27 protein-coding genes are annotated in these 26,524 nt (G+C 61.1%); 10 read left to right on the plus strand and 17 right to left on the minus strand.

Annotated features, from left to right (window positions below; all coding sequences use genetic code 11):
- The first annotated feature begins 112 nt into the window (after window positions 1–112).
- Window positions 113–556, plus strand: a complete 444-nt coding sequence (locus BM344_RS14435; RefSeq protein WP_091991730.1) for a YqaA family protein — start codon at window positions 113–115, stop codon at window positions 554–556.
- Here the strand turns inward: BM344_RS14435 and BM344_RS14440 are convergent.
- Complete coding sequence (locus BM344_RS14440; protein ID WP_091991732.1) at window positions 496–1,941, minus strand: ABC1 kinase family protein; 1,446 nt, start codon at window positions 1,939–1,941, stop codon at window positions 496–498. The genes BM344_RS14435 and BM344_RS14440 overlap by 61 nt on opposite strands.
- A gap of 239 nt (window positions 1,942–2,180) precedes the next feature.
- Between BM344_RS14440 and BM344_RS14445 the strand changes: the two genes are divergently transcribed.
- Window positions 2,181–3,272, plus strand: a complete 1,092-nt coding sequence (locus BM344_RS14445; protein WP_091991734.1) for a GGDEF domain-containing protein — start codon at window positions 2,181–2,183, stop codon at window positions 3,270–3,272.
- A gap of 1 nt (window position 3,273) precedes the next feature.
- Here BM344_RS14445 and lipB read toward each other — a convergent pair whose 3' ends face one another.
- From lipB to BM344_RS14495, 10 genes are all read right to left on the minus strand, one after another.
- Window positions 3,274–3,912 (minus strand): lipoyl(octanoyl) transferase LipB, encoded by a 639-nt coding sequence (gene lipB, locus BM344_RS14450; protein WP_091991736.1) that lies wholly within the window; start codon window positions 3,910–3,912, stop codon window positions 3,274–3,276.
- Between the two features lie 5 nt (window positions 3,913–3,917).
- Window positions 3,918–4,187 carry an HP0495 family protein gene (locus BM344_RS14455; protein ID WP_091991738.1) on the minus strand — a complete coding sequence of 90 codons (270 nt, stop codon included), beginning with the start codon at window positions 4,185–4,187 and terminating at the stop codon, window positions 3,918–3,920.
- 30 nt (window positions 4,188–4,217) lie between these two features.
- Window positions 4,218–5,384, minus strand: a complete 1,167-nt coding sequence (locus BM344_RS14460; RefSeq protein WP_091991740.1) for a D-alanyl-D-alanine carboxypeptidase family protein — start codon at window positions 5,382–5,384, stop codon at window positions 4,218–4,220.
- A gap of 66 nt (window positions 5,385–5,450) precedes the next feature.
- Window positions 5,451–6,344, minus strand: coding sequence for a septal ring lytic transglycosylase RlpA family protein (locus BM344_RS14465; protein WP_091991743.1), 894 nt, complete (start codon window positions 6,342–6,344; stop codon window positions 5,451–5,453).
- A gap of 159 nt (window positions 6,345–6,503) precedes the next feature.
- A complete protein-coding gene (rodA, locus tag BM344_RS14470; RefSeq protein ID WP_091991745.1) occupies window positions 6,504–7,646 on the minus strand; it encodes a rod shape-determining protein RodA in 1,143 nt (380 codons plus the stop codon).
- Complete coding sequence (gene mrdA / locus BM344_RS14475) at window positions 7,646–9,541, minus strand: penicillin-binding protein 2 (protein ID WP_091991747.1); 1,896 nt, start codon at window positions 9,539–9,541, stop codon at window positions 7,646–7,648. Before mrdA ends, rodA begins: the two co-directional genes overlap by 1 nt.
- Before the next feature lie 9 nt (window positions 9,542–9,550).
- Window positions 9,551–10,021 carry a 23S rRNA (pseudouridine(1915)-N(3))-methyltransferase RlmH gene (gene rlmH / locus BM344_RS14480; RefSeq protein WP_091991749.1) on the minus strand — a complete coding sequence of 157 codons (471 nt, stop codon included), beginning with the start codon at window positions 10,019–10,021 and terminating at the stop codon, window positions 9,551–9,553.
- Between the two features lie 2 nt (window positions 10,022–10,023).
- Window positions 10,024–10,374 carry a ribosome silencing factor gene (gene rsfS / locus BM344_RS14485; protein WP_091991751.1) on the minus strand — a complete coding sequence of 117 codons (351 nt, stop codon included), beginning with the start codon at window positions 10,372–10,374 and terminating at the stop codon, window positions 10,024–10,026.
- A gap of 70 nt (window positions 10,375–10,444) precedes the next feature.
- Complete coding sequence (gene nadD / locus BM344_RS14490) at window positions 10,445–11,095, minus strand: nicotinate-nucleotide adenylyltransferase (RefSeq protein WP_091991753.1); 651 nt, start codon at window positions 11,093–11,095, stop codon at window positions 10,445–10,447.
- A 5-nt stretch (window positions 11,096–11,100) separates the two neighbouring features.
- Window positions 11,101–12,357, minus strand: coding sequence for a glutamate-5-semialdehyde dehydrogenase (locus tag BM344_RS14495; protein WP_091991755.1), 1,257 nt, complete (start codon window positions 12,355–12,357; stop codon window positions 11,101–11,103).
- Window positions 12,358–12,518: 161 nt separating this feature from the next.
- On the opposite strand from BM344_RS14495, the gene BM344_RS14500 reads away from it, so the two are divergent.
- From BM344_RS14500 to BM344_RS14510, 3 genes are read left to right on the plus strand one after another with little or no spacing between them, the layout of a single operon-like run.
- Window positions 12,519–13,523: a GGDEF domain-containing protein gene (locus BM344_RS14500; protein ID WP_091991757.1), complete on the plus strand. Its 1,005-nt coding sequence runs from the start codon at window positions 12,519–12,521 to the stop codon at window positions 13,521–13,523.
- The gene (locus tag BM344_RS14505) at window positions 13,520–14,518 is read left to right on the plus strand and encodes a GGDEF domain-containing protein (protein WP_091991759.1); all 999 of its coding nucleotides are present in this window, start codon (window positions 13,520–13,522) and stop codon (window positions 14,516–14,518) included. The genes BM344_RS14500 and BM344_RS14505 overlap by 4 nt, the downstream gene beginning before the upstream one ends.
- Window positions 14,515–15,978, plus strand: coding sequence for a bifunctional DedA family/phosphatase PAP2 family protein (locus tag BM344_RS14510; RefSeq protein WP_091991761.1), 1,464 nt, complete (start codon window positions 14,515–14,517; stop codon window positions 15,976–15,978). The genes BM344_RS14505 and BM344_RS14510 overlap by 4 nt, the downstream gene beginning before the upstream one ends.
- A gap of 15 nt (window positions 15,979–15,993) precedes the next feature.
- Here BM344_RS14510 and BM344_RS14515 read toward each other — a convergent pair whose 3' ends face one another.
- Together BM344_RS14515 and BM344_RS14520 are read right to left on the minus strand one after the other, a co-directional pair.
- Entirely contained in the window at window positions 15,994–16,572 is a 579-nt protein-coding gene (locus tag BM344_RS14515) for an LON peptidase substrate-binding domain-containing protein (RefSeq protein WP_091991763.1), read from the minus strand.
- Window positions 16,573–16,624: 52 nt separating this feature from the next.
- A complete protein-coding gene (locus BM344_RS14520; RefSeq protein WP_091991765.1) occupies window positions 16,625–17,881 on the minus strand; it encodes an HDOD domain-containing protein in 1,257 nt (418 codons plus the stop codon).
- Window positions 17,882–18,041: 160 nt separating this feature from the next.
- On the opposite strand from BM344_RS14520, the gene ilvD reads away from it, so the two are divergent.
- Window positions 18,042–19,877, plus strand: a complete 1,836-nt coding sequence (ilvD, locus tag BM344_RS14525; protein WP_091991912.1) for a dihydroxy-acid dehydratase — start codon at window positions 18,042–18,044, stop codon at window positions 19,875–19,877.
- 73 nt (window positions 19,878–19,950) lie between these two features.
- On the opposite strand, the gene BM344_RS14530 is transcribed toward ilvD, so the two are convergent.
- Window positions 19,951–20,370, minus strand: a complete 420-nt coding sequence (locus tag BM344_RS14530; RefSeq protein WP_091991767.1) for a peptidoglycan-binding domain-containing protein — start codon at window positions 20,368–20,370, stop codon at window positions 19,951–19,953.
- A gap of 154 nt (window positions 20,371–20,524) precedes the next feature.
- Window positions 20,525–21,619: an AI-2E family transporter gene (locus BM344_RS14535; RefSeq protein WP_091991768.1), complete on the minus strand. Its 1,095-nt coding sequence runs from the start codon at window positions 21,617–21,619 to the stop codon at window positions 20,525–20,527.
- Window positions 21,620–21,772: 153 nt separating this feature from the next.
- Between BM344_RS14535 and BM344_RS14540 the strand changes: the two genes are divergently transcribed.
- From BM344_RS14540 to BM344_RS14550, 3 genes are all read left to right on the plus strand, one after another.
- Complete coding sequence (locus tag BM344_RS14540) at window positions 21,773–22,123, plus strand: hypothetical protein (RefSeq protein WP_091991771.1); 351 nt, start codon at window positions 21,773–21,775, stop codon at window positions 22,121–22,123.
- Between the two features lie 75 nt (window positions 22,124–22,198).
- Window positions 22,199–22,447, plus strand: coding sequence for a hypothetical protein (locus BM344_RS14545; protein ID WP_091991773.1), 249 nt, complete (start codon window positions 22,199–22,201; stop codon window positions 22,445–22,447).
- 144 nt (window positions 22,448–22,591) lie between these two features.
- Window positions 22,592–23,491, plus strand: coding sequence for a haloalkane dehalogenase (locus tag BM344_RS14550; RefSeq protein ID WP_091991775.1), 900 nt, complete (start codon window positions 22,592–22,594; stop codon window positions 23,489–23,491).
- A gap of 22 nt (window positions 23,492–23,513) precedes the next feature.
- Here the strand turns inward: BM344_RS14550 and BM344_RS14555 are convergent, their stop codons facing one another.
- The gene (locus BM344_RS14555; RefSeq protein WP_091991777.1) at window positions 23,514–24,302 is read right to left on the minus strand and encodes an acyl-CoA thioesterase; all 789 of its coding nucleotides are present in this window, start codon (window positions 24,300–24,302) and stop codon (window positions 23,514–23,516) included.
- A gap of 205 nt (window positions 24,303–24,507) precedes the next feature.
- On the opposite strand from BM344_RS14555, the gene BM344_RS14560 reads away from it, so the two are divergent.
- Window positions 24,508–26,025 (plus strand): DEAD/DEAH box helicase, encoded by a 1,518-nt coding sequence (locus BM344_RS14560; protein ID WP_091991779.1) that lies wholly within the window; start codon window positions 24,508–24,510, stop codon window positions 26,023–26,025.
- Here the strand turns inward: BM344_RS14560 and BM344_RS14565 are convergent.
- The gene (locus BM344_RS14565) at window positions 26,004–26,519 is read right to left on the minus strand and encodes a dihydrofolate reductase (RefSeq protein WP_091991781.1); all 516 of its coding nucleotides are present in this window, start codon (window positions 26,517–26,519) and stop codon (window positions 26,004–26,006) included. The genes BM344_RS14560 and BM344_RS14565 overlap by 22 nt on opposite strands.
- Between the last annotated feature and the right edge of the window lie 5 nt (window positions 26,520–26,524).

Genomic DNA, 26,524 nt, shown 5'->3' on the forward strand with positions numbered 1-26,524 from the left:
CTGTTGGAATGATGACACGGAGCCGGTGATTTGAAAATTAAGGCTTTGAATCGACACCATAGCGGCCAGCCATGAGGCATTGGCGCCATTCATTGCTTGAACGGAGGAAGCGGTGGCGTACCTGACGTTATTTCTGACCGCGTTTGCTGCCGCCACGCTGCTGCCTGCCTATTCAGAAGTCCTGCTTGGCACCCTGGTTACCCAGGGTTTTTCCTGGTGGTGGCTCTGGTTCTGGGCAACTCTCGGCAACACACTGGGCTCTGTCGTCAACGGAATTATCGGCAGACAGGTAGATCGCTTCAAACACAAACGCTGGTTTCCGATCAGCGAACTGCAACTGCACAAAGCGCGGAACCGGTTTAACCGCTACGGCCAGTGGTCACTGCTCATGGGTTGGCTGCCCCTGGGCGGCGACGCGCTGACCCTGGTGGGCGGGATCATGCGCGTGCCCTGGCTGAACTTTGTCATTCTGGTGGGTATTGGCAAGGGGGCTCGCTACGCCTTCGTGCTCTGGCTGGTTGCCGAGGCGTCCGGCGCATCGTCGCCCTCACCGTAGAGGTATTTGCGCAGCAGCGGCTCGCCATTGAACTCGGAATGCAATACCGCCACGAACGTGTAGACGCCGATCAGTTTCCGATTCAGGAACACGAATTCCTTCGGCGGCACCCGGAAATAGCGGCTGATCGCGGAGCGAGCGGCATGGCGCGCCACCCTGGACGGCAGATCGCTCTGCTTCCAGCGATACTCACCGAGACTGTTCACCGCGTAATCCGGCCACGAGGACCGGTCCGACGACAGCGGTTCGAGTACCGACATGCACACCGCCCCGAACTTCTCCAGGACATCATCAGGCCAGTCGCGGCTCATGAAGCGCAGTTTTACGCCGCCATCGATCACGCCCTGCAGGTCCTGCTCGTAGGAGGCCCGGATCATCTGTATCACCGGCTGCAGGAACTGGTCAGAGTAAGACTGCACCGCCCCGAAATCGAGCAGCACGATGCGATCATAACCCGGGTCTTCACCTTCTTCGCCGGCTATCCGGATGCGGTAATTACCGAAGTTGGGATCGGTCTGGATCTCGCCCCACACAAACAGCTCCCGGAAGAACAGTTCAAGAGCCGCCTCACCGAGGGCACTGCGGCGCGCCAGAGGCAGCTCCTTCACTGCTTGAGAACTGACAGAGTGACCATGTTCGTAGGTTGAGGCGATGACATGAGACGTCGAATACTCGGGGAGCACCCGGGGTACGATAAACCGGGGATCCGAAGCCAGCATCTGCCGGAACTTCTCGGTGGTTTGGGCCTCCAGCCGGTAATCCACCTCCCGGTGCATCATTTCGCGGACTTCTTCGAGCCAGTCGTTGAACTCGGGGCCGAAACTGACCAGCCTCGCCACCCGCAAGAGCTGCGCCACGGCGTTCAGGTCGCTGTCTACCGCGTCGGCCACGCCGGGATACTGAACCTTGAGCACCAACTCAAGACCGTCGCTTCGTCGCCAGGCTCGGTGCACCTGCCCCAGGGATGCCGCCCCAATGGGCTCCGGCTCCACCTCCAACTGGGCCAGACGGTCCGCACCCAGCTCGCTTTTCAGTACCCGCTCGATGGCCGGCCACTCAAGGGAGGTGGTCTGATCTTCCAGTGTGTGAAGAGCCTCAGTGACTTCCTCAGGCAGGAAATGCTCGCCGTACAAGGCCATGACCTGACCGATCTTGACCACGCTGCCCTTGAGTTGTCCGAGCTCATCCACCAGGAAACGGGCCTGGCTCGAGAGCATGGCACGATGGCGTTTCTCGCGGTTTTCGCGACTGCTGAACCAGTTCGTGGCCATGTGGGAAGCCATGCGGGTGCCGGCGAACAGGCCTGCGCGGGTGAGGCTCAGACGGCGTTCGAAACTGCCTGTCTTGATACGGGCTACCGATTTTCCTGAACGTCTGGATGACATAGTGACCTGTTTGGATCGGAGAATTTCACCAGCTCTGGCGCCTACCCCATTATACGGATGTTACAGGAGGCTGACCTAACCCGGCAGACAGCCCCCAACCGGCCCGGGGGCCAATGTTCGGCCAATTTGGGCCATCTCACTGCCGTTTACGATTTGATACAGTCTTGCCCCCCGTTCCGGTCTAGTATTCCTGAATACGTAAGGTCAAAAAGCGCCTATCACAAGAATAAGATCTGAACATGTCGACTGCTGCGCGCAAAACGCCAGACACGGAACTGTCCCAGTTCCGGGTCAAAGGCGAAATCCCGGTACCGGTCCTGATCAACTGGCTGACCATGGTCGCCGTACCTCTTCTGTGCTTCTTCGCCTGGCGCTCGAGTTTTCGAGAGGATCCCGTGGTGCCTCCATTACTGGTGGGCTTCGCGGTGCTGCTGGCCGTCAACTCCATCGTGTACTGGGTGTCGGGGCATCGCACCCTGCAGCGACGGGGATTCATTACCATTATCACCGTCCTGTTTACCTACCTGGCGGTGCATGCCGTGGAAGACGGTTCAGCCATCATCTGGCTGTTTGCCTACCCTCCGATCATTTTCTACATCAGCGAATCGCGAATTGGCGTGATCGCCTGCGGTGGGGGCTTTGCCGCCGTTATTCTGCTGTTCAGCCCCCTGGGTGACCTGCTGTTCTCGCCGCCCTACAGCACCAGCTTCCGCCTGACCATGATCGCCGTGCTGGGTTTCGAGATGGTGACCTGTTACATACTTGATCAAAGCCGCCGGCGAAGCAAACTGGGGCTACTGAAACTGGCGGCGGAGTTCGAGTACGCCGCCAAGCATGACGCGCTTACCGGGCTGGCCAACCGCAGGGAAGCCCTCGAGCAGCTCGAGGCCGAGTACCAGCGCTACCTCCGCCATGACCGGACGTTTTCGGTGCTGCTGCTGGACATTGATCTGTTCAAGAGTGTCAACGACAACCATGGCCACCACATTGGCGATGAGCTGATTGTGCAGGTGGCGAACACTCTGCGGGAGGAGTGCCGTCGAGTGGATACCGTGGCTCGCTGGGGCGGTGAGGAATATCTGGTGGTGCTGCCCGAGACTGGCCCGGCGGATGCGCTGAACTCTGCCAATCGCATCCGGGAGGCCTTTGCCCGCAAGACCGTGGCCACTGAGCAGGGCCCGATTCAGGCCACCCTGAGCGTGGGCGTCGCCTCAATCAGGCGCGCCGAATCCATCGACCGCCTGTTACAGCGTTGTGATGAGGCTCTCTATCGGGCGAAATCCCGGGGCCGCAACCGGGCCTGCGGCGACGAGGAGACTGTCGCCGCCTGATTTACCAGCCGTTCCGGAATTCGACGTCAGACTCGCCAAGACCCGCCACCAGCTCGGCCGCCAATCTCTCCTGAACGTCCGCGACGGTCGTACCGGGCACAAAATCCCGCACCTGGCACATGGCCATTCCGGCATAGCCGCAGGGGTTGATGCGCTGGAACGGCTCCATGTCCATGTCTACGTTCAGAGCCAGGCCATGGAACGAACAGCCGCGACGAACCCGCAACCCCAGGGAGGCGATCTTGGAGCCGTCCACGTACACGCCCGGAGCATCCGGCCGTGGCGCTGCCTCGACTCCGAGGCCTGCCAGGGTGCGAACAATGCCCTGCTCGATCTGGTCCACCAGGGTACGCACGCCCATCTTGCGCCGTGGCAGGTTGATCATCAGGTATACCACGAGCTGTCCGGGGCCGTGATAGGTCACCTGCCCACCACGATCCACCTGGATAACGGGGATATCGCCCGGCGCCAGAATGTGCTCGGCCTTGCCGGCCTGGCCCTGGGTGTAGACCCTCGGGTGCTGCAGGCACCAGAGCTCGTCGGCGACCGAATCATCCCGCTCTGCCGTGAACGAACTCATGGCCTCCCAGGTTTCCTGATAGGGCTGCTCGCCGAGTGACCGGACAATCAGTTTTGCCATGGCGATCAGAGCACCATGTGGACCCGGCCACTGGCCTTGAGGTCTTCAAACAGCGCTCTCAACTGGTCTTCGCCGGTAGCAACAATCCTTAGCTGGACCGAGGAGAAGCGCCCTTTACTGCTCTGGTTTACCGTGATGTCGGTTTCGCTGATGCCGGGTGCGTGCTGCTCCACGACTTCCACGACGAACTCGGTGAAGTCGGGCGCGGCATTGCCGATCACCTTGATCATGTAGTCACAGGGAAATTCGATTTTTGGCGCTTTCGGCTGGCTCATGCCGCAGGACTCCCGGGGATTCGCGTCACCCTATTGAAACAACTGAACGAAAAAGAGCTTGATGGCGTCCCACAGGCGCTTGAAGAACCCGCCCTCGGGCACGTCGGTCAGGGCCAGCACCGGCTGATCAACCAGCACTTCGCCGTTATACGATACTTTCACCTGCCCAAGCTCGTCTCCCACCTTAATGGGTGCCTTGATCACGGAATCAAGCTCAACGGTGGATTCGAGGCTGTTTCTGGAGCCCCGGGGAATAGTGACGAACACGTCGTCCGTCATGCCCACGGAGATCTGCTCTGACTGGCCACCCCAGACCCGGGCGGTCATCAGTTCCTGCCCCGCCCGGAAAAGATGCTCGCTCTCGTAGTAACGGAAACCGTAGTTGAGCATTTTCTGTACTTCCTGGGACCGTGCCTCGGGACTGCTGGTGCCCATCACCACGGCGATAAACCGGGTGTCCTGACGCTTGGCCGAGGCCACCAGGCAATAGCCCGCCTCTTCGGTGTGGCCGGTTTTCAGGCCATCCACACTGTCGTCCCGCCACAGCAGGCTGTTGCGGTTGGGCTGGCGAATGTTGTTGTAGGTGAAATGTTTCTCGGCGTACAGCGAGTAATTCTCCGGATAATCATTGATGATCGCCCGGGCCAGCAGGGCAAGATCGTAGGCGGTCGAGAAATGATCCGGTGACGGCAGCCCCGTAGCGTTCTCGAAGTGGGTATCCTTCATGCCAAGAATCTGCGCCTGCTGATTCATGATATCCACGAACGCACCTTCACTGCCGGCCACAAACTCGGCCAGCGCCACCGAGGCGTCATTACCGGACTGGATGATCACGCCTCGCAGCAGGTCTTCCACGGATACCTCGGTGCCTTCCCGCACGAATGTCCGCGACCCTTCCGTTTTCCATGCGTTGACGCTGATGGGCACCATATCACTCATGGAGATACGGCCTTCATCGAGCTCGCGCTCGACAATGTAGGCGGTCATCATCTTGGTCAAACTGGCCGGCGGCAGCCGCTCATGGCTGTTCTCCTCCATGATGATGCGCCCGCTCTTGGGATCCATCAGCACGTAGGAACTGCCGGCAATCTGGGGTGGTGACGGGATCAGCACCGACTGGGCCACTGCCTTTCCCACCAGGGTGAGCATGAGCGCAAACACGAGAGTCAGGTTTCTGAAAACAGGATTCAAAGCCATGGGTCCATTCATTCGTCGTTAGGTGTATTTTCTGGTTTGTGGCCGGGTTCTCCGCCCGACACGTTTTTAATGGGTATCGGTCAGCAGGATTGACCTGTCGAACCCTCGGGCTTCCAGCACGCTCTGTGTTTGCCGCGCGCTGTGCTCGTCGCTGAACGGCCCCACCTGCACGCGGTGGAACCGGCCCTCGGCCGTATCCACGGCACGCACCCGCATAGGATTCTCCAGTACCGAGCGAACCTGGCTGAGAAGTTTCTCTGCCGGATCGCGGCTGCTGAAAGAACCCAGCTGGACAAACAGAGCCCGGTTTCCCATGGCGATGTCGCCGCTGGCTCGCACCGGATTCTCCGCATACATCGCGGTATCTCCGGGGACAAAGGGCTTGCCGGCCAGAAACATCGAACCGTCCGACTTGACGGTAATGGCCGCCACTTCCACCCTAGCCGTGCCGCGTGCCTGATACCCGAGTTTCTTGGCCGCCGCGTAGGAAAGATCAATGATCCGATCGCTGTGGAACGGCCCCCGGTCATTCACCCGCACGATCACCGACCGTCCGTTGTCGAGATTGGTTACCCGGGCATATCCGGGGATGCGCAGGGATTTATGGGCCGCAGTCATGGCGTACATATCGAAGGTTTCGCCATTGGATGTCTTGTGGCCGTGGAACTTCTCGCCGTACCAGCTCGCAGTGCCCCGCGCCACGTAGCCATCGTTGCTGGCAAGCACCCGGTATTCCTTGCCCCAGACCGTGTAAGGCGACTTGTTTCCGGCCCGGCGGGGGGCCTCGTACTTCGGCACAGCGTCGTCCAGCCCCGAGACATCAAAGCTGCCGGACGGTGCCCGGTCCTGCGCAATGGTGTATCGGGAGGAATGGTCCGTTTGCGGCGCGGAAGCGCAACCGACAAGCAGAATGGCCGCGAGCAGCGCCAGCAGGACGTTCGGGAAAGACAGGCTGTTCACAGTCCGGAGATCCTCATACACACGCGATATCGACCATCGTTTTCATTTGTGGGTCTTGCCTTCCTCATTGTAACGGGTTCCTTCGGCGAATCTCCATTACCCGGCCTCCATACTTCCATGGGCTACGCTCGCCCGAGGGCATGGGGCTACTCCGACTCGTTACGCACTGATCATTCTTCGGTGGGTGTGGATCGACATGAGAACCCCGAACGCCGCCATCAAGGTGACGCTAGAGGTGCCCCCGTAACTGATCAACGGCAAGGGCACACCGACCACCGGGAGCAGGCCGCTCACCATGCCCACGTTCACAAAAATGTAGATAAAGAAGGTCATGGTCAGGGCGCCGGCCAGCAGGCGACTGAACGAATCCTGCGCGGTTGAGGCAATGTACAGGCAACGGAGGATGATCAGGAAATACACAGACATCAGCACCAGCATACCGATGAAGCCGAACTCCTCGGCCAGCACCGCCACAATGAAATCGGTGTGGCTCTCGGGCAGGAACTCCAGGTGGGACTGAGTGCCCTGCAGCCAGCCCTTGCCGTCAATACCGCCGGAACCAATGGCTGTCTTGGACTGGATAATATTCCAGCCGGCCCCCAGCGGGTCGCTCTGGGGGTCGAGCAACGTCAATACCCGCTGTTTCTGGTAGTCGCGCATGACGAAGAACCACATCAGTGGCGCCGACACCGACACCATGGCAACGAACGCTGCAATCAGCTTCCAGCTGATGCCGGCGAAGAACACGACAAACAGGCCGGCCATACCCACCAGCAACGAGGTGCCAAGGTCCGGCTGCTGGATGATCATCACCATAGGCACCAGGACAATGGCGAGCCCGATGGCCACCTGCCGGAGTCTTGGTGGCAGGAAGTGCCGGGACAGATACCAGGCGGCCATCATCGGCACCACCAGCTTCATCAGTTCCGATGGCTGGAACCTGGGCAGGCCCGGAATGGCCAGCCAGCGCTGGGCCCCCTTGGCACCAACACCCACCAACAGCACCGCGACCAACGCCAACAGGCCAACACCATAGAGCCAGGGAGCCCAGCGGCGGAATACCGAGGGGTCAAGCTGGGCAAACACCAACATGACCACAAACGCGACCGCAAGACGGATACCCTGCGCCTTGACCACCTCCAGGTTTCGATCGGCACCGCTGTAAAGCACGAAAAGACCACCGGATACCAGCAGAATCAGAAGCCCCAGCAGAATGGGATCAATGTGCAGTGCCGACCACAGACTTCGCTGCCTGCCCAGAGGGTTCGTGGCCGTTGGATCCAGTATTGCCTTGAACGCCATCAGTCGCTTCCCCGTGCCCGGACGTCACTGACCAGTGTTGCATCCGCCTCTTTACCGAATTCCAGCAGCCAGGAATCGAACATGGCCCTGGCCACCGGCGCTGCGGTACCACTGCCGCTGCCGCCATTCTCGACAATCACGGCAACAGCAATCTGTGGGTCATCCACCGGGGCGAAACCGACAAACAGGGCGTGATCCCGCAGCCGCTCCCTGACTTCCTCGGCGTCATACTCTTCGTCCTCGGCAAGACTGAACACCTGGGCCGTACCGGTTTTGCCGGCCATCCGGTAGGAGGCTCCAGCAGCCGCGCCGCGGGCTGTGCCCTTACGGCCATGCATAACTTCCACCATGGATTCGACCACGTATTCCCAGTCGTCAGGATTCTTCAGGGTCAGCGGTTGGTGGGTTTCCTCAGGCAGGAACTCATCGACTGGATGATCGCCCCTGATATCCTTCAACAATCGCGGCTCCACCCACTCGCCACGATTGGCGATCAACGCAGTCGCGGTTGCCAGTTGAAGCGGCGTCGCCAGCATGAAACCCTGGCCAATACCCAGGTTGACCGAATCACCCGGATACCAGGGTTCGTTGCGCACCGCGCGTTTCCACTCCTTCGACGGCAGAAGACCACTCAGGGCACCAGACACATCCAGCGCCGCGTCTTCTCCGAAACCAAACCGGGACAGATAGCTGTACATGGTGTCCACCCCCATCTCGGTGGCAACCTCATAGAAGTAAACGTCACAGGATTCGGCAACGGCATCCTTGAGATCCACCCAGCCATGGCCGGTCCGCTTCCAGTCTCGCCAGAGTCGGCCACCTTCATTCAGGCGGAAATGGCCCGGATCCCAGATGGTGTAATCGCGGGTGGTGGCACCGCTGTCGAGGGCGGCGACGGCAAGCATGGGCTTGAGCGTGGAGCCGGGCGGGTATTGTCCTCTCAGAGCCCGGTTGAACAGGGGTTTATCCTTGCTGTCGCTCAACTCCCGGTAATCGTCCACGCTGATACCGGTGACAAACTTGTTGGCATCAAAGCCTGGCACACTGGCAAGGGCCAGGATCCCGCCGGTGTCAGGCTGGATGGCGATAATGGCTCCGCGACGCCCATCCAGCAGTTCGTGAGCACGCTGCTGGAGGCGCAGGTCCAGGTGTAGCTGGAGATCCTCACCGGGCACCGGATTTTCCCGCTCCAGCACCCGCAGTGTTCGACCGCGGGCGTTGGTTTCCACATGCTGATAGCCGACCTTGCCGTGCAGGATTTCCTCGTAGAAGCGCTCAATGCCGGACTTGCCAATGTAGTTGGTGCCGGCATAGTTGACCGGATCGATCCGCTGTAATTCCTCGCGGTTTATGCGACCAACGAAGCCCAGAGCATGGGCCGTGAGCTCACTGTGCGGATAGTAACGCACCAGTTCCGCTTCCACTTCCACGCCCGGGAGCTCATGCCGATGTACGGCCAGCCGCGCCATTTCCTGCTCGTTCAGGTCGTAACGCAGCGGGATTTCCTGAAAGGGCCGGCGCGGCTCTTCCAGGCGCCGGTGAAAACGTTCCAGATCCTCGGGAGAAATGGCCAGAATTTCGCCCAGTCTGGCCAGGGTTTCGTCCATGCCTCGCACCCGTTCAGGTACGAGAGTGACACTGAACACCGGTCGGTTTTCAGCAAGCAGCGCCCCGTTTCGGTCGTACACCAGGCCACGGGGCGGAGGCACCGACTGCACCTGCACCCGGTTCTTGTCCGAGAGGGTGGTGTACACTTCGTGCTCGACAACCTGGAGCTGATACATGCGGGTCAGCAACAACCCCACCGCCAGGATGACACACACCAGCATGACCACCGTCCGGCGCTGGAATAGCCGGCGTTCTGCCGCGGTATCCTTGAATTCGCCCCACACCATGACAGCCCCCTAAGCCCGGTGGTACGGGTGGTTGCGAGTGATTGACCAGGCCCGGTACAACTGCTCGGCGAGCACAATGCGTACCAGTGGGTGGGGCAGCGTAAGCGGTGACAGCGACCACTGCAGGTCGGCCCGTTTCCGGCAGTCTTCCGCAAGGCCATCAGGGCCACCCACCAGGAAACTGACATCCCGGCCGTCCTGCTGCCAATTCTCGAGCTGGCTGGCCAGTTTTTGCGTGGACCACGGCCGGCCGGCCACTTCCAGGGCCACCACCCGATCGCGGGGACCGGCGGCAGCCAGGATGGCATCGCTTTCTCGCTGCATCAGCCTGGGTATGTCAGGATTCTTGCCCCTGTGAGCCACGGGGATCTCAACCAGGTCCAGGGGCAATTCCGGTGGCATTCGACGGGCGTATTCTGCAAACCCGGTACTGACCCAGTCGGGCATTTTCTGCCCCACGCAGATCAGGCGTAAACGCATGATTATTCGCTGCCTGCAACACCAAGATCAGGAGCATCGCGCCAGAACCGCTCCAGATCGTAGAATTCCCGCGTGGCTGGCATCATGACGTGGACCACCACATCGCCCAGATCCACCAGAATCCAGTCACTTGCAGCGGCGCCCTCCACATTGCTGGCACGCACGCCCTTGTCCTTGGCTTCGCCAACCACGGAATCAGCAAGGGATTTGACGTGTCGATTGGAGGTTCCGGATGCCAGGACCATAAAGTCGGTCACGCTGGTACGGTCGCGGACATCGATGACGCTGATGTCCTGTGCTTTCACATCTTCTAGCGCGTTGATGACCAGTTCTTTCAGTTGCTCTGCCTGCATAATCACCCTGTTGATCGGGCGTTTGCCGGTATGGCCGCCCGATGTCTGCTGTTCAGACGCGATTGTAGCACTAAAAGTTCCCGTCAGGGCAGGCGCCATACAGCCTCTGGCGTCGAATTTCCGCCCATACCGAATCCGGTAGGAGGTAGCGTGGCGAACGACCATCGGCGATGCGCTCGCGGATGGCCGTGGCCGAGATATCCAGCAGCGGCGGTTCTAGTTCAAGGAGGCAACCGGCAGGCCGGGAATGCAGGCGATCGGGCTCGCTCGCGCGCCGCTCGGCCAGCAGCTTGCCGGGCACGCCGGAAGCGGACACCGGCGCACCCGGGCGACGCACCACAACCACATGCGCCAACTCCGGAATCCGCTGCCAGTCCCGCCAGCGATCGAAGCCGGCGAAGGAATCGGTGCCAACCACCATGGCCAACGGCTCGTCGGGGCCAAGCTCATCGCGCAACTGGCGCAGGGTGTCCGCCGTAAACGATGCGCCCTGGCGCCTGAGCTCCCGATCGTCGACTTGCAGCCCGGGCTCCCCGGCAACGGCCAGTCTGAGCAGCTCGAGCCGCTGGTCCGGGGTTGCTCCGGTTTCGTCCCGGTGTGGCGGAATATGGCAGGGCACCAGGCTGATAGTGTCTACCCCGAGGCGATCCCGTACCTCAATGGCCAGCCTCAGGTGGCCGTGATGTACCGGGTCAAATGTGCCGCCATAGATCACATGCATGACGATCAGGTCCGGATGTGGCCGTCGCCGAATACTACGTATTTCTGGGACGTCAAACCTTCGAGTCCAACCGGCCCCCGCGCGTGGATCTTGTCGGTGGAAATACCGATCTCCGCCCCCAATCCGTACTCGAAGCCATCAGCAAACCGGGTGGAGGCATTGACCATCACCGAACTTGAGTCCACCTCGGTCAGAAACCGGCGGGCCCGGGTGTAGTTCTCGGTGATGATGCTGTCGGTGTGCTGCGAACTGTACCGGTTGATGTGTTCGATGGCACCGTCGAGGCCATCCACCACACGGATGGCAAGAATCGGCGCCAGGTATTCCTCTTCCCAATCGGCTTCGGTGGCAGCCACCACGCCGTCAACCAGGGCGCGGGTCTGCTCGCAACCGCGGAGTTCTACTCCTTTCTCCACGAAGGCCGCGGCCAGCAATGGCAGAATGTCCCCGGCAATTTCCTGATCGACCAGCAGCGTTTCCATCGTATTGCAGGTGCCATAGCGCTGGGTCTTGGCGTTAACCGCAACCTTCAGCGCCTTTTCCGGATCGGCGTGGCTGTCGATGTAAACATGGCAGACGCCATCGAGGTGCTTGATCACCGGTACCCGGGCGTCGCGACTGATTCGCTCGATCAGGCCCTTGCCGCCCCGGGGCACGATCACATCGACGTAGGTCGGCATGGCGATCAATTCGCCCACCGCCGCCCGGTCGGTGGTCTTGATGACCTGCACCGCCGACTCCGGCAGGCCGGCGCTGACCAGCCCCTCCCCCAGGCAACGGGCGATGGCCTGGTTGGAATGGATGGCTTCGGAACCGCCGCGCAGAATGGTTGCATTGCCTGATTTCAGGCACAGGCTGGCAGCTTCCACCGTCACATTCGGCCGGGACTCGTAGATGATGCCGATAACCCCGAGCGGAACCCGCATTTTGCCCACCTGGATGCCGGAAGGCCGATAGGTCATATCGGTGATGGCGCCGATCGGGTCGGGCAGCGAAGCCACCTGGCGCAAGCCCTCGATCATCGCGTCAATGCGCTGAGCCGTCAGTTCCAGCCGGTCAAGCATGGCCGCATCCAGACCGTTTTCCCGGCCGCGCTGCAGATCCTTGGCATTCGCGATGGCCAACTCCTCCCGGGCCGAATCAAGGGCCTCCGCGGTGGCCAGCAGGGCCAGGTTGCGCACGGCAGTGGTCGAGCGGGCGACCCGGGTGGCCGCAGCACGCGCCTGTTGCCCCACCTCGGCCATGTAAGCTGCAATATCCATTCTGTTACCTTTTCTGTTTCAAAGCGGAATCGGGAATAAGGGCCTAACTTTACCTTTCCCGTTTCAAGTACGCATCCCAAACAGATATTATACCGCTGCGGTATGCCATACTCGGGCATTACCTGACGTTTTTTTCAGGGAGTTAGAAAAGGAAGGACACCATGGCCCAGATGGCCGAAAAATTCCTGTTGAGCAAGCTGTCCAGGACAGGGTTTGTGGCACTGGTTGCCGTCGCAGCCGCCTGCGCACTGCTCGGTGAGCCGCTGGTTTCTGCCGCAGCGGCAGCTGCAGCAGGGATGGTCATTTCCGGAAGGACCTTTCACCCGGGCCGTGCCAGGCAGCCCTGGCCGAGGGTACAGCAGGGTTTTTTCGTGGTTCTTCTGTCGATTCTGCTGGTCAGTTTCTGGACGGGCCCCTGGGTACTCAGCCACTGGCTCTACGCTCTGCCATTGGTTGCCTTTGCCCTGGTTCCGCCGTCCGTTGCGGCTGCGGTGACTCTGATCGTGATTGGCCTGGCCGTCAGTGCAAGCCAGTGGGCCGTGGGGCTTGCAGACCGGCACCAGATGATCAGTGCCTTTTTGCTCACCGTGCTTCTGTCCGCACTCCTGATCTTCCTGCGCGAGTATAAAGCCCGACAGCTGGCGCCGCTTCGCCGAACCGATGAACTTACCCAGGCTGCCAGCCGCGAGTACCTGTCTGCCGACCTTCACAAGGAAATCCAACGCAGCGAGCGTGAAGGCACCGACATGTCGATTCTGATGATCGGGCTGGACGCACATCTGAGCGAAAGTGAACCTGACGAAGATATCCGCTCCATCCTTCCCCGGATCGGTCGATATCTGCACTCCCAGATCCGGGATTTCGATACCTACTACCGGGTGGCCGACCTTCAGTTTCTGGTGATACTGCCGGGCATTTCCACGGGCGAAGCCCTCACCAGAGCGGAGATTATCCGCAAGGGTCTGGCCACCCTGTTGGAGTCGCACGGCATGAATCTGACGGTCAGCACCGGGATTGCCGGACTGAATATCGGCGATGACGCCAACACTCTGCAACAGAGTGCCGCCAACGCCCTGCGCCGGGCACAACAACAGGGGGGCAACCGCAGCCAGGCCTACAGCGCCTGGTCGAAGCCCGCATCACCAACCCGGGGACAGGCATCATGACCGAAACCCGCCTGCGCACCTGGACCCATGCCTTTGGCTACGGCCTCGCCTGCGTGTTTATCTTCATGCTGGCTATGCAGAACCTGCGCTACGGCTTTTATGAACTCTTCTATCTGGCCGCCGGCATGGCCGTGCTGACGTTTGCCGGCGCTGTCTACACCGTAATCTGCCGGCGCCACCAGCTTTCGGCGCCGGGCCATCTGATCATCCTGGCCGGCCTGAACAGCGGCCTTCTGGCGGCCCTGCTCAGCATGGACGCCCCTGGCATCAGCCACTGGGCCATGCCCCTGGTGGTACTCAACCTGCTGATTCTGCCCCTGCGTCAGGGGCTGGCGCTGTCACTTCTGCTGCTGGTACCTATGTCAGTGGTACTGCTGCTCGGTCGGGCCTCAGCCGAGGCCCTCACAATAATCAGCGGGCTGTTCCTGTTGATGGCTGTGGCCTCGCTTTACATCTGGCACTACGACCACATGGCCCAGTCTGCTGAAGACCTCGCCATCACGGATCCGGTTACCGGCGCCCATAACGCCCGGTTCCTTGACGAGACACTGCAGAAAGAAATCAGCCGTGCCATCGCCACTGGCCATTGCCTGTCGGTGATCAACCTGCGCATTGACTACGCGGACGACATCAGCGACCTGCATGGCCGGGACCAGGCCCAGGTGCTGCTGCGCAACATGACCGAGCACCTGTTCGGCGTTATTCGCGCCGGCGATACCCTCTACACGCTCAAGGATGCCGAGTTTTTCCTGATTCTGCCCTTCACGCCCGAAGAGGGCGTGCGGGTGATCGCTGAGCGGATTCGCCGAACCATTGCCGAACACCAGTGGCCGGTGGTGGGCCGTGTTACCGTCAGCCTTGGCTGCACGACTCGCGGCAGCGGCGACACCCGCACCGACACGCTCCGCAAGCGGGCGCACCAGGCCATGGAGGAAGCCAGCAGACGTGGCGCGAATTCGGTCTGGTTCAGCCCGGGAGAAACCATCACGACATGAGCAGTGGCTGGCTGAACGAGCTCTCGGCCTGGCTCGGCGCCAACCCCGGCTGGCTGGCCCTGGCGCTGTTTGTTACCGCGTTCATTGAGTCCCTGGCCCTCGCGGGGATTGTGGTTCCCGGAGTCGCCATCCTGTTCGCCGTGGCTGTTATGGCGGGCGAAACCGGCATGCCCCTGCCCGCGGCGTTGGTCTGGGCGGGTCTTGGCGCCATTGCCGGGGATACCGCAAGCTTCGCTCTCGGCCGCCTGCTTCAGGGCCGACTGACCGATCTCTGGCCGCTCAGCCGCTACCCCGTGCTGATTGGCAAGGGTGAGCGGTTTTTCCACCGACATGGCGGCAAAAGCGTCATTATCGGCCGCTTCGTCGGCCCCCTGAGACCGGTCATTCCTCTGATAGCCGGCGCACTGATGATGTCCTGGCGCCGCTTTCTGGCATTCAATGTCGGCTCCGCGCTGGCGTGGGCACCGGTCTACATTGTTCCCGGCTTTGTCGTCGGCAGCGCTCTGGCCAGTGACATCCGGCCGCCGGCTCACTTCTACGCAGTGACAGGCGTCAGCATCGTGGTGCTGGTGCTGGTCTATTTCCTGGTGCTCAGGTTCCAGATGGGATTGGGCGAGGACAGCCGGCTGTATCAGTGGCTGAAAAAGTGGATGGCACAGTACGAAGCAACCCACCGGTTCTGGCGGCTCTATACCAATCACCGCCCCGCGAGGGAGGGCGAGTTCCCCCTCGCCTCCTTGCTTCTTGCCCTGGGCGCCTCGGCGCTCTGCCTTCTCTGGGGCCAGCTCGCCACCTCAACGCACTTGCTGGACGGCTTCAACCAGGCCACGCTTCAATGGTTCGAACAGCTGCGCCAACCCCTGCTGGACGCCCCCTTTATTACGCTGACCCTGCTGGGCGATCCGCCGGTGCTGATTGCCGCCGGGGTACTCGCATGCACCGCCCTGGCGTTCAGGGGTTACTACGCGGCGGCATTGCACATCGCACTGGCCGCGGCAGTGACCATACTGCTGGTGTGGGGGCTGAAATCACTGCTCGCAGTGCCCAGACCCCATGAAGTCCTGCTGCCGCCGTCGTCCGGCGCGTTTCCAAGTGGCCACGCCGCCGGCATTACCTTGTTGGTGACACTGGTTGCGAGTTTTGTTGCGGGCGAAAGCAGACACCGCAAACGCTGGCAGCCTTACGTACTGCTGTCCCTGCCCCTGATCCCGGTGGCTCTGAGTCGACTTTACCTGGGGGTTCACTGGTTTACCGATGTGGTCGGCGGCCTGTTGCTCGGGCTCGCGGTGACCGGCGCGGTGAGGGCGAGTTACAGCCGCTACGACAGAGTGCCACTGGCACCGGATATCACCCTTGCGGTGGCCATCGTCCTGTGGTTTCTGTTCGCCGGCGCTTACGTGGCGCATTCCTGGGAAGAAGCGGTGATCGGTTTCCAGCCCGCCACCACCCTGCCCCGGTAAACGACTCCGGCTCTGCTAGCCTTCTTCCAGGGCTTCCAGCAATCCCTGGAGCCGGTCCAGGCGTTCCAGCGGATCCTGCAGCTCAACCAGCTTTTGCTTTTCCTGCTTGTCCAGCGGCAACAGCTCGGTCAGCCGCCAGCCAACGTCGCGGGCATCGTCGTAGTCGATGTCCATGTTGAGATCACGAATCACCGGGTGCCGAAACAGCGCCCGCAACACCGACGGCAATTCGCTGTATCGTTCCGGCACCTCGCTGCCGGCCTCTTCCACCAGACACTCGACATCCCCGACATTGAGGCCATCCTCCTGTTGCCAGCTTCGCACGACGGACACCTTGGATTCGCCTTCCACCGTGATTCCAAGCAACCCGTTCTCCAGCTGCTGAAAATCGATGATGCGCACGTAGGTGCCGATGTCGTAGAAGGCCGCCACCGGCCCGGTCTCGCCCCCCTCGCGCAGCAGTACAACAACAAACCCACGATCTTCCTTGAGACAGCGGGTCAACATGTCGATGTACCGTGGCTCGAACAGCTGAAGGGGAATCCGCCCCCTGGGCAGGACAATGGAATTCAGGGGGAACAGGGGTACATTCATAAGTTCAACAGTCACCGGAAATCAGGCTCCACAGTCCGCGCTGTCCATTACGCTATCGAATGGACAGCAGTTGCTGCACTTCGTCGACCCGGGCCCTGGCCTCGGTCAGAAGCTGCAAACTGCGCGAGGCGTTCAATTCAAGTTCTCCCAGACGCCGGTAGGCAGGCACGCGGTCGAACGGGGGGAGGTCTGCATTCTGGCTGGAACCGATCATCGAATGCAATTGCGCCACGATCACCACGTCCACCAGCTGGGGATTGCTCTCCCGGCACTCGTAGTCCCAGTCCTCGGCATGGCGAACCGCCTCGACAAACGCCGGCGGGAACGACCAGTTCTCCAGGACCGCGGTACCCACATCGGCCCTCAGTTCGCCGATGGCGTGGCTCAGGTTGGCCTCATCGGCAAACAGATTCACGTGATGTTCGGCCTGCACCAGGATGGGCACCACCCCGATATCGTGAAGAAGTCCCGCCAGCAGCGCTTCCTCCGGGTCCAGACGGGTGGCGTGATCCGCCAGTACCCAGCTCAGTGCAGCCACCTCCCGGGAATGACGCCAGAGCTTCTCCATTTCCTTTTGAAGCGCCGGCTGCCGGGTCTTGAACACCTCGCGCATGGAAAACACGGTTACCAGCTGCCGGGTGGTACGCATGCCCAACCGGACCACGGCCTCACGGACGTTGCGCACATCGCTGAAGCCCCGGTACAGGGGGCTGTTACAGGCGCGCACCAGTTTCGCCGCCATGGCCGGGTCGGCGGATACCGCCAAAGCCACCTGATCCGCGGTGGAGTCTTCACGGTCCACAAGGCGCCGTACTTTCCAGGCAACATCCGGAACACTTGGCAACTTGATCTGATTCGACCTCAGCTCCGAGTAGAACTCCATCAGCAGGTGGTGCTCCTCACTTTCGCCACCGGCCAGGCCCTCGCCGGAATCCATCTCAACCTGTGCCACCGGTGCGGCCCTGAGCAGTTGATTAAGGATCTCCTGTTCCACAACCAGGAACTCGCAGGGCTTGACGGCGGTAACGTGATACATGCGTGGCTGCAGGCGCGCGATGGGGTTCAGGGCCTTTTCGGTCTCTGCCTCGATAACCGATTTCCGGCCGTCCTGGGATTCCAGCTCGATCTTGCCGGCAATCAGGAAGAAATCCAGGCCGTCGCGTACACCCCGCTCCAGGACTCGCTGCCCGGGCCCGTGGGTCCGACGTTCGGCCCGGCTGGCCAGTAGCACCAACTGATCATCGGTCAGCCGGTTCAGGGGCTGGAACTCTCTCAGACGACGAAGCGGCAGGCTTTCCTGGCCAGCCATAGGCATACTCCTTGCCGGTTCAGACCGGAACAAAAATGAACAACTGTGTTAACTATTGTAAACAGCACCCCTGAAAACAACCATGCGCCTGGAGTCTAATCTGGTATCCTCTGCTTTTTTGATCGACGTCATAAGGCCCCAACAGAGAGATCAGACCACCATGCCTCAGTATCGTTCGCGGACATCCACTGCCGGTCGCAACATGGCCGGCGCCCGCGCCCTCTGGCGCGCCACCGGTATGAAAAACGAGGACTTCGGCAAACCGATTATTGCGGTTGCCAACTCCTTCACCCAGTTTGTGCCGGGCCACGTGCACCTAAAAGACCTGGGCCAACTGGTGTGCCGCGAAATCGAGGCGGCCGGCGGCGTCGCCAAGGAATTCAACACCATTGCGGTGGACGACGGTATCGCCATGGGCCACGACGGCATGCTGTATTCCCTGCCTTCAAGGGAAGTTATCGCCGATTCGGTCGAATACATGGTCAATGCCCACTGTGCCGATGCACTGGTGTGCATTTCCAACTGCGACAAGATCACTCCGGGCATGCTGATGGCCGCCATGCGCCTGAACATACCGACCATTTTTGTCTCCGGCGGCCCCATGGAGGCCGGAAAAACCAAGCTGTCAGAACACAAGCTCGACCTGGTGGATGCCATGGTGATTGCGGCGGACCCCAGCGCCAGCGATGAAATGGTCGAGGAATATGAGCGCAGCGCCTGTCCCACCTGCGGCTCCTGCTCGGGCATGTTCACCGCCAACTCCATGAACTGCCTGACCGAGGCCATCGGCCTGGCACTGCCCGGCAACGGCTCACTGCTGGCCACGCACGCCGACCGGGAACAGCTGTTCCTGAAAGCCGGCAGGCAGATTGTGGAGAATACGCGGCGCTTTTACGAGCAGGACGATGCCAGCGTACTGCCCCTGAGCATCGCCTCTATGGCCGCCTTCGAGAACGCCATGGTTATGGACATCGCCATGGGCGGCTCCACCAACACCATTCTGCATCTGCTGGCCGCCGCCCAGGAAGGTGGCGTGCCCTTTACCCTGAACGAGATTGATCAGCTCTCCCGCCGGGTGCCGCAGCTGTGCAAGGTCGCCCCCAATTCCCCGAAATACCATATGGAAGACGTGCACCGGGCCGGTGGCATCATGGGCATCCTGGGTGAACTGGAGCGTGGCGGCCTGATCAACACCGACCTGCCCACGGTCCACAGCAAGACCATGCGCGAGGCCCTGGAAACCTGGGACATCATGCGCTCGCCAACCCCCGAGGTGGTGGAGTTCTACAAGGCCGGTCCCGCCGGCATTCCCACCCAGACCGCGTTTTCCCAGAGCACCCGCTGGCCAAGCCTAGATGGCGACCGGGAAACCGGCTGCATCCGCTCGGTCGAGCACGCGTACAGCTCGGAGGGTGGCCTCGCCGTGCTTTACGGCAACATTGCCCTGGACGGCTGCGTGGTGAAAACCGCCGGCGTAGACGAGAGCATCTACGTGTTCGAAGGCCGTGCCCGGGTGTTTGAAAGCCAGGATTCCGCCGTGGCCGGGATTCTCGCCGACGAGGTGAAACCCGGAGAGGTTGTCATCATCCGCTACGAAGGCCCCCGTGGCGGGCCCGGCATGCAGGAGATGCTCTACCCCACCAGCTACCTGAAATCCAAGGGGCTGGGCAAGGAATGTGCGCTGCTGACCGATGGCCGATTCTCGGGAGGGACCTCCGGCCTGTCGATCGGGCACGCCTCACCGGAGGCTGCGGCCGGCGGCGCCATCGGCCTGATCGAAAATGGCGATCTTATCCGGATCGACATCCCCAACCGGACCATTAACGTCGAGCTCGACCAGCATGAGCTGGACCGTCGCCGTGAGGCCCGCGATGCCAAAGGCTGGAAACCGGAGCTGCCCAGGGATCGCAAAGTGTCTGCCGCACTCAAGGCCTATGCGCTTCTGGCCACCAGTGCGGATAAGGGCGCCGTTCGGGATCTCTCCAAGCTCGACTGAGCCGCAGAGCGGGTTTCAGACATAAAAAAACCGCCGGCAGCACGTCGGCGGTTTTTATTTGGCTGGCCGGGACTTACCAGAGGGACCAGCCGCCGTCCTCCTCTTCCTCAATGGCGCCGTCCTCGGACTGCTCCGGCTTCTCGCCAGAGGCTGCCGCGCTGTCCGACGCCTGCGCTTGCGAACCGGAATTCGCGGCCGTCTGTGCGGGCTTGGCGGCTGCCACTTGCACTTCGATCATGCCGAGAGCCTTCTTGGTTGGCTCATCGAGAATGCCAGTGGCCTGAAGTCCCTGATCTTTCTGGAACTTCGTCAGTGCGGCCCGGGTGCTGTCGTCCATCTGCGGGCTGACATTGGTTACTTCGTACCCTGCGCCGTAAAGTGCATTTTTGAGTGCAACAATCTCGTCTGCAAATGCCGCGGGGGCAAAGCCCAGGGTAACGGCCAGGCCGGCTGCGGCGGCCAGTCGTCCCAGTCGGGTGGTTGCTTTTCTCATGGTACTCACCTGCTCAACTCCTGATATCCCACCGATATCGGTTTCTTTCTTGTTATGTGGTGCCTATCTCCACAGGCTGGGGCAAACACCTCAAAGACTACCATACTTTTGTCTCATGTCGCCTTGACCGACATCACCTTGCCTCTAGCTCTCGCTAGTCGGGGTTTCTCGGTCCCTGAGAATCCCGTTCCGCATTGTGGCTCTGGGCCCCTTCGCTAAACTCACGGATAAAAATGCCCCAGAACGCCATGAACAGGGCTGCCACCAACGGGCCCATCACGAAGCCGTTTACGCCGAACATGACAATACCGCCGAGCGTTGACAGCAACACGATGTAATCAGGCAGCTTGGTGTCTCGGCCCACCAGAACCGGGCGCAAAAGGTTGTCCGCCAGCCCTATAACCACTACGCCAAACGTGGTGAGGATGGCCGCCTCGAAAATATCGCCAATCGCCGCCAGATAGATGGCAGCCGGCACCCACACCAGGGCAGCGCCCACGGCCGGTAACAGGGACACAATCGCCATGACAACGCCCCAGAGCAGGGCGCCGCTGATACCCAGTATCCAGAAGATCAACCCGCCAAGGGCGCCCTGGATGATGGCGATCAGCAGGTTGCCCTTCACGGTTGCCCGGGTGACCTCTGCAAACTTGGCGAACAGCAGCCTCTCTCGCTCGTCGCCCAGGGGCAGCGCCCGGATGATCAACTCCACCAGGGCACTGCCGTCCCGCAGCAGAAAGAACGCCAGGTAGACCATCAGCGCCAGTCCCAGGAAGAACTGGAAGGTGTTCTGGCCAAGGCCCAGCGCCTGCCTGGCCAGGAACTGACTGCCACCGACAAACAGATTGACCGCGCGATCCCGAAGCTCCGCGAAACTGATATCGAACTGGGCCAGAAATGCCTGGATGGCAGGAAACGACTGGTTGACCCGGTCAATGTACTCGCCCGGGCGAATCTCGCCGCTCTGGATCTGCTGGTAAAGCGCAACGCCCTCCGCCACCAGGGAGGTAATCAGCACCAGCACCGGAATAACTACGATCACCAAGCAGATAAACAGGGTAATCAAAGCATTCAGATTGGGGCGTTCGCCGAGCTTTCGCACCAGTAGCTGCTGCACCGGATGGAAAATCAGGGCAATGGCGACCGCCCAGAAGATGGGCCCGAAAAACGGCTTCATCAGGAAGACAAACGCCAGGGAAACCCCCACCAGCAGGGCCAGAAAAGTCCGTGTTTCAAGTTTTGCGTACATAGATCAGGTTGTTCCCCGAAAATGAATCCTGGATTTGGCGCCCGACGCGGTTCAGACCGGGCTGTCTGGCTAGCTAGCCTACCACGCTGCCATGGCCACTGTAGCCCTCTTCGGGTTATAGTGGTCGGTTATTGATCAGCCAACTGACAGGTCATGTTATTGGATTTGGAAACCTTCACCGTTGAATCGGCACTTGAGGCTGCCACAGAACTGCGCCGGGTGCTCGCGGCCAGAACCCATCGGCGCAAAGTCCTCGGGCAGGAGGTGATCGTGCCCGGACAGCTGGGCGAGGCCTTGCAACTGCCGCGGATTATCAACCGCTTGCAGAGCAAGCAGCAGCGCCAAAGGGAAGCCGGTCTGGAAGATTTCCAGGACCTGTGGCCAACGCTGTCACCCCAGACCCGGGAGCGGGTACTGACGGCCATCGGCTGGTACGATCCGAAGGAACTGGACTGGGACGACAAGCGTTCGAACCGGCGACCGGTGGTCGATCCGGACAGGTGAACCGTATTTAACCGTCGTTCCGACTTTGAAATGTCATACTTGACCCATATGTTGGCATTAAGCAGGAGGTTATCTATGACTCAACATCAACACTACACAGCACTTCTGGCTGAAGGTAGCGCCGTTCCCACTTTGCTCTGCGGCCATTGCCACTCTATTCTCTCCCGGGCCCGTATTTTCCGGAACGAGGGCAACCAGCACCAGGACATCAAGTGCCGGACCATCGGCCTGTGCTCGGCCGACGATTGTGGCGCGGTGAATTGCTGCGATCAGGCTCTGGCTCGCGTCGACAACCCCGAGCGTCTGTTCGGCATCGCATCCTGACACACAGACAACGCTCTGTTACGCAACTCAAACACAGTAACGTTCCATCTGATTTATCCTGATATTCGACGATTGTAGTAGGGCCAAAACACCAGCCGGGAAGCCCGACAATCACGCATTCAATCAGTCAGGACAGTCGATGGCATGCGTATTCTGAGAACCGATGAAGCCCGCTTCGCCGACCTTCCGGATTACCCTTTCGCTCCTCACCACCTCAACGTAGCGCCCGGCCTCCGGATGCACTATGTTGACGAGGGGCCACGCGACGGCTCACCGGTGGTCATGCTTCACGGAGAGCCCTCCTGGTCGTACCTGTACCGATACATGATTCCACCCGTTGCCAGTGCCGGACACCGGGTGTTGGCACCCGACCTGATCGGCTTCGGCAAGTCCGACAAACCCGCCTCGGTGGAAGACTACAGTTACAGTCGACACCTGGCCTGGCTGGCGAGCTGGGTGGAACGGCTTGACCTGAGCAACATCACACTGGTCTGCCAGAACTGGGGCTCGCTCCTGGGCCTGCGACTCGCCGCCGAGCACCCTCAGCGCTTCAGCCGTATCATCGTGGGCAACGGCATGCTGCCCACCGGCGATACGCCGGTGCCGACCGTGTTTTCCGTATGGAAGGCGTTTGCCAGCCATAGCCCCTGGTTCCCGGTTGGTCGCATTGTCCAGTTAGGCACTGACCGAACCCTGAGCAAGGCCGAACTCGCCGCCTACGAGGCGCCATTCCCGTCGTCGGAATTCAAGGCCGGCGCCCGGGCGTTCCCGACACTGGTGCCGACCGAACCTGGCTCACCAGACAGCCTGGCCAATCAGGCGGCCTGGCGGGTACTCGAGAAGTGGAAAAAGCCCTTCATAACCTGTTTCAGCAACGGCGACCCGATCACCCGGGGTGGCGAGAGAACCATGCAACGCCGCATTCCCGGCGCCCATGGCCAGCCCCACATTACCCTCCGCGGCGGCCATTTCCTTCAGGAGGATTCTCCGGAGGACTTCGCCCGGATCGTCATCGATGCTCTGAGGTCGGAACTGGCCGCCTGAGGCAGGGCCTTATCCGAACACCTTACCCGAACACCGTCACCGTCTGGCGACTGAGCGCGACCAGCTCGCCACGTGCCGTCCAGATACCGGCCTGGGTATGTCCATAGCCCGCCCCGGCCTGGTCAATCGACGCTTTATACAGCAGCCAGTCGCCCGGTTCGATGACAGGCCGAGGGTGCAGGATGTCCAGCGCCCAGCTCAACGAGCTGGCGCTGACCGGTGTACCAAAGTGCGGTAACAGCGCTGGCGGCCAGGCATCGACAAGCGCAACGATGTGAGCATCGGTAAATGTCCGGGGAGGCGTCCGGAACTGCATCCAGCCGCCCATCTCCCGACCGCCTTTGCCACTGAAGGGAAAGTGACCAAACGCCCAGCGCATCTCGATGTGCTGAACAAAATCGGGCGTGACACCCGGGATATGATCAAGGCTCGGGCACCGGTCTACCGGGGAGGCATCCGGCGCGGGAAGTGGCTCCAGCTGCACCTTTGATTCCCGGTCACCACCAAAGCTTGCCAGGCAAACCAGCCGCGGCTCGCCGTTCTGAATGATCTGTCCCTGCACCTGGCTGACCGCCCGCCCCTCACGCAAAATGTCTGTTTCGAGGCTCGCAGGCACCCCGGGCTCCACCGGCCCAACGAAGGAAACCTGCATGGATCGCATGGCACGATCCTTCGGTACCCTGTGCGCCATACGCTCAAACACCAGCGCCGCCGTAAGACCACCAAACGTCGCTCGCCCCTGGGACCAGCTTTTGGGTATGGCCAGTGGCTGGCCGCTGTCGGCAGCCTGTAACAACTCATCAAAGGTCATCGCGGGTTTCCTGTTAGCAACCTATCGGGACAAGGGCCAAGATTGCCCAATATCCGGTGACAACGCAATGGCGCATCCCCGGCAACTACCTACGCAGCGGTATGGGTTTTTCATACAAAAAGCTGGACAAAACCGCTATACTTCGCCCACATCATGCATGGCCATTGCACGGCCATGCTCTACCTCCCGAATTCCGAGTAAATCCATGTCTGAATTGACCTTTGCCGAACTGGGGCTTGATCCGGCCGTACTTGATGCCGTCTCCGCCGTTGGCTATGAAACCCCGTCTCCGATCCAGGCGCAGTCCATCCCTGCACTGCTGGCGGGCAATCATCTGCTGGGCGTTGCCCAGACCGGCACCGGCAAAACTGCCGCGTTCGCCCTGCCCCTGCTCAGCCGGATCGACGCCTCCATCGCCGAACCCCAGATTCTGGTGCTGGCACCGACCCGGGAACTGGCCATCCAGGTGGCCGAAGCCTTCACCACCTACGCCAGCCGGTTCCGCAATTTCCACGTACTGCCTATCTACGGTGGCCAGGACTTTTATCCCCAGATCAAGGGGCTGCGCCGCGGTGCCCAGGTGATTGTGGGCACACCTGGCCGGATGCTGGATCATCTGCGCAAAGGCACGTTGAAGCTGGACAACCTGAAAGCACTGGTCCTGGACGAAGCAGATGAAATGCTGCGAATGGGCTTTATTGACGACGTCGAAGCAATTCTTGCCAAGACGCCGGAGAACTGCCAGCGCGCTCTGTTCTCAGCGACCATGCCGCCGCAAATCAAGAAGGTGGCCCAGACTTACCTGAAGAACGCCACCGAAGTGCGGATCGAGAGCGAAACCCGCACGGTCGAGCGTATTGCCCAGTTCGTGCTGCCGGTCTACGCCGAGCGCAAGCTCGACGCCCTGACCCGCATCCTGGAAGTGGAGCCGTTCGACGCCTCGATCATCTTCGTGCGTACTAAAGCGGAAACCACCCTGCTGGCCGAGAAGCTTTCCGCTCGCGGCCATGCTGTGGCTCCCCTGAATGGCGACCTGAACCAGCGCCAGCGGGAACAGACGGTGGAGGACCTCAAGCGCAGCAAGAAAGACATTATCGTGGCAACCGACGTGGCGGCCCGCGGCCTGGACGTGCCGCGCATTACCCACGTGATCAACTACGATGTGCCTTACGACACCGAAGCCTACATCCACCGGGTTGGCCGCACCGGCCGCGCCGGTCGCGACGGCAAGGCCATTCTGCTGGTTACGCCCAGGGAGCGGAGCTGGCTGCGCACCCTTGAGCGCGCCACTAACTCGCCGATGCAGGCATATCAGTTGCCCTCGCCGGTGGAACTGAAGAAAATGCGCGAGCAGCAGTTTGAAACCCAGCTGCTGGCGTTCGCTGAGGACAAGAAGCTGGCCAAAACCATGGCCCTGCTTGACGAAATTGCTGAGCGCAATGAAATGGATATGGCCATGGTGGCCGGCGCCCTCGCCTGCTGGATGGAAGCCGCCCAGCCCGGCTCACTGCCATTGGAGCAGCCAGATGCACTGCCGGTGGTCTCCGCCACTCCGCCGCCCCGTCGCGATCGCAAGGGTGGTCGCCCAGGCGAGCATCGCAAGGGGCCCAAGGGTGGCTTCAAGAAAGGTCGCGGCGGCCCCGGAGCCAAGGGTAAAGCGCCCGGCAAGGGCGGTAAGCCCTCGGGGGCGCGCCCGCCGCGTCACGCCGACGCCAAGCGCTGATAGACCACGAAACTGTAGTCGTAAGGATTGTTGTCGGACGCGGAGAAATCCTCCCGTCCGATTTCTTCCCACTCATCCCAGTTCACCTCCGGAAAGAACGCATCCCCATCCACCTCGGCGTGCACCTGGGTGATGTACATGCGGTCCACCATCGGCAGTGCCTCGGCGTATATCTGTCCGCCGCCGATGATCATCACCTCGTCACCACCTTCAAGCTCGGCCTGGGCCTCAGCCTTCACCAGCGCTTCGGGTAACGACGTGGCAGCCACCGTGCCCGTTGGCGCAACCCAGGCTTCGTTTCTCGAAATCACCACGTTCATCCTGCCCGGCAGCGGCCGACCGATGGAATCCCAGGTTTTCCGGCCCATGATGATGGGTTTGCCCATGGTGGCCTGCTTGAAGTAGCGGAGGTCGCCCGGCAGGTACCAGGGCAGTTTGTTATTGCGGCCGATGACCCGGTTGCGGGACATGGCAACGATCAATGCCTTTCTCATGTGCT

Source organism: Marinobacter gudaonensis (assembly GCF_900115175.1).
Lineage (GTDB): Bacteria > Pseudomonadota > Gammaproteobacteria > Pseudomonadales > Oleiphilaceae > Marinobacter > Marinobacter gudaonensis.

Bases quoted from the DNA above. Each gene is read 5' to 3' on its own strand.
- BM344_RS14440 (WP_091991732.1), bottom strand. From the start codon at position 1,941: ATGTCATCCAGACGTTCAGGAAAATCGGTAGCCCGTATCAAGACAGGC.
- nadD (WP_091991753.1), bottom strand. From the start codon at position 11,095: ATGCATGTGATCTATGGCGGCACATTTGACCCGGTACATCACGGCCAC.
- BM344_RS14540 (WP_091991771.1), top strand. From the start codon at position 21,773: ATGTTATTGGATTTGGAAACCTTCACCGTTGAATCGGCACTTGAGGCT.
- BM344_RS14460 (WP_091991740.1), bottom strand. From the start codon at position 5,384: ATGGCTTTGAATCCTGTTTTCAGAAACCTGACTCTCGTGTTTGCGCTC.
- BM344_RS14545 (WP_091991773.1), top strand. From the start codon at position 22,199: ATGACTCAACATCAACACTACACAGCACTTCTGGCTGAAGGTAGCGCC.
- BM344_RS14505 (WP_091991759.1), top strand. From the start codon at position 13,520: ATGACCGAAACCCGCCTGCGCACCTGGACCCATGCCTTTGGCTACGGC.
- BM344_RS14510 (WP_091991761.1), top strand. From the start codon at position 14,515: ATGAGCAGTGGCTGGCTGAACGAGCTCTCGGCCTGGCTCGGCGCCAAC.
- BM344_RS14445 (WP_091991734.1), top strand. From the start codon at position 2,181: ATGTCGACTGCTGCGCGCAAAACGCCAGACACGGAACTGTCCCAGTTC.
- mrdA (WP_091991747.1), bottom strand. From the start codon at position 9,541: ATGGTGTGGGGCGAATTCAAGGATACCGCGGCAGAACGCCGGCTATTC.
- BM344_RS14530 (WP_091991767.1), bottom strand. From the start codon at position 20,370: ATGAGAAAAGCAACCACCCGACTGGGACGACTGGCCGCCGCAGCCGGC.
- rsfS (WP_091991751.1), bottom strand. From the start codon at position 10,374: ATGCAGGCAGAGCAACTGAAAGAACTGGTCATCAACGCGCTAGAAGAT.
- BM344_RS14455 (WP_091991738.1), bottom strand. From the start codon at position 4,187: ATGAGCCAGCCGAAAGCGCCAAAAATCGAATTTCCCTGTGACTACATG.
- BM344_RS14535 (WP_091991768.1), bottom strand. From the start codon at position 21,619: ATGTACGCAAAACTTGAAACACGGACTTTTCTGGCCCTGCTGGTGGGG.
- BM344_RS14565 (WP_091991781.1), bottom strand. From the start codon at position 26,519: ATGAGAAAGGCATTGATCGTTGCCATGTCCCGCAACCGGGTCATCGGC.
- BM344_RS14515 (WP_091991763.1), bottom strand. From the start codon at position 16,572: ATGAATGTACCCCTGTTCCCCCTGAATTCCATTGTCCTGCCCAGGGGG.
- BM344_RS14520 (WP_091991765.1), bottom strand. From the start codon at position 17,881: ATGGCTGGCCAGGAAAGCCTGCCGCTTCGTCGTCTGAGAGAGTTCCAG.
- BM344_RS14495 (WP_091991755.1), bottom strand. From the start codon at position 12,357: ATGGATATTGCAGCTTACATGGCCGAGGTGGGGCAACAGGCGCGTGCT.
- ilvD (WP_091991912.1), top strand. From the start codon at position 18,042: ATGCCTCAGTATCGTTCGCGGACATCCACTGCCGGTCGCAACATGGCC.
- BM344_RS14555 (WP_091991777.1), bottom strand. From the start codon at position 24,302: ATGACCTTTGATGAGTTGTTACAGGCTGCCGACAGCGGCCAGCCACTG.
- BM344_RS14500 (WP_091991757.1), top strand. From the start codon at position 12,519: ATGGCCCAGATGGCCGAAAAATTCCTGTTGAGCAAGCTGTCCAGGACA.
- rlmH (WP_091991749.1), bottom strand. From the start codon at position 10,021: ATGCGTTTACGCCTGATCTGCGTGGGGCAGAAAATGCCCGACTGGGTC.
- lipB (WP_091991736.1), bottom strand. From the start codon at position 3,912: ATGGCAAAACTGATTGTCCGGTCACTCGGCGAGCAGCCCTATCAGGAA.
- BM344_RS14560 (WP_091991779.1), top strand. From the start codon at position 24,508: ATGTCTGAATTGACCTTTGCCGAACTGGGGCTTGATCCGGCCGTACTT.
- BM344_RS14550 (WP_091991775.1), top strand. From the start codon at position 22,592: ATGCGTATTCTGAGAACCGATGAAGCCCGCTTCGCCGACCTTCCGGAT.
- rodA (WP_091991745.1), bottom strand. From the start codon at position 7,646: ATGGCGTTCAAGGCAATACTGGATCCAACGGCCACGAACCCTCTGGGC.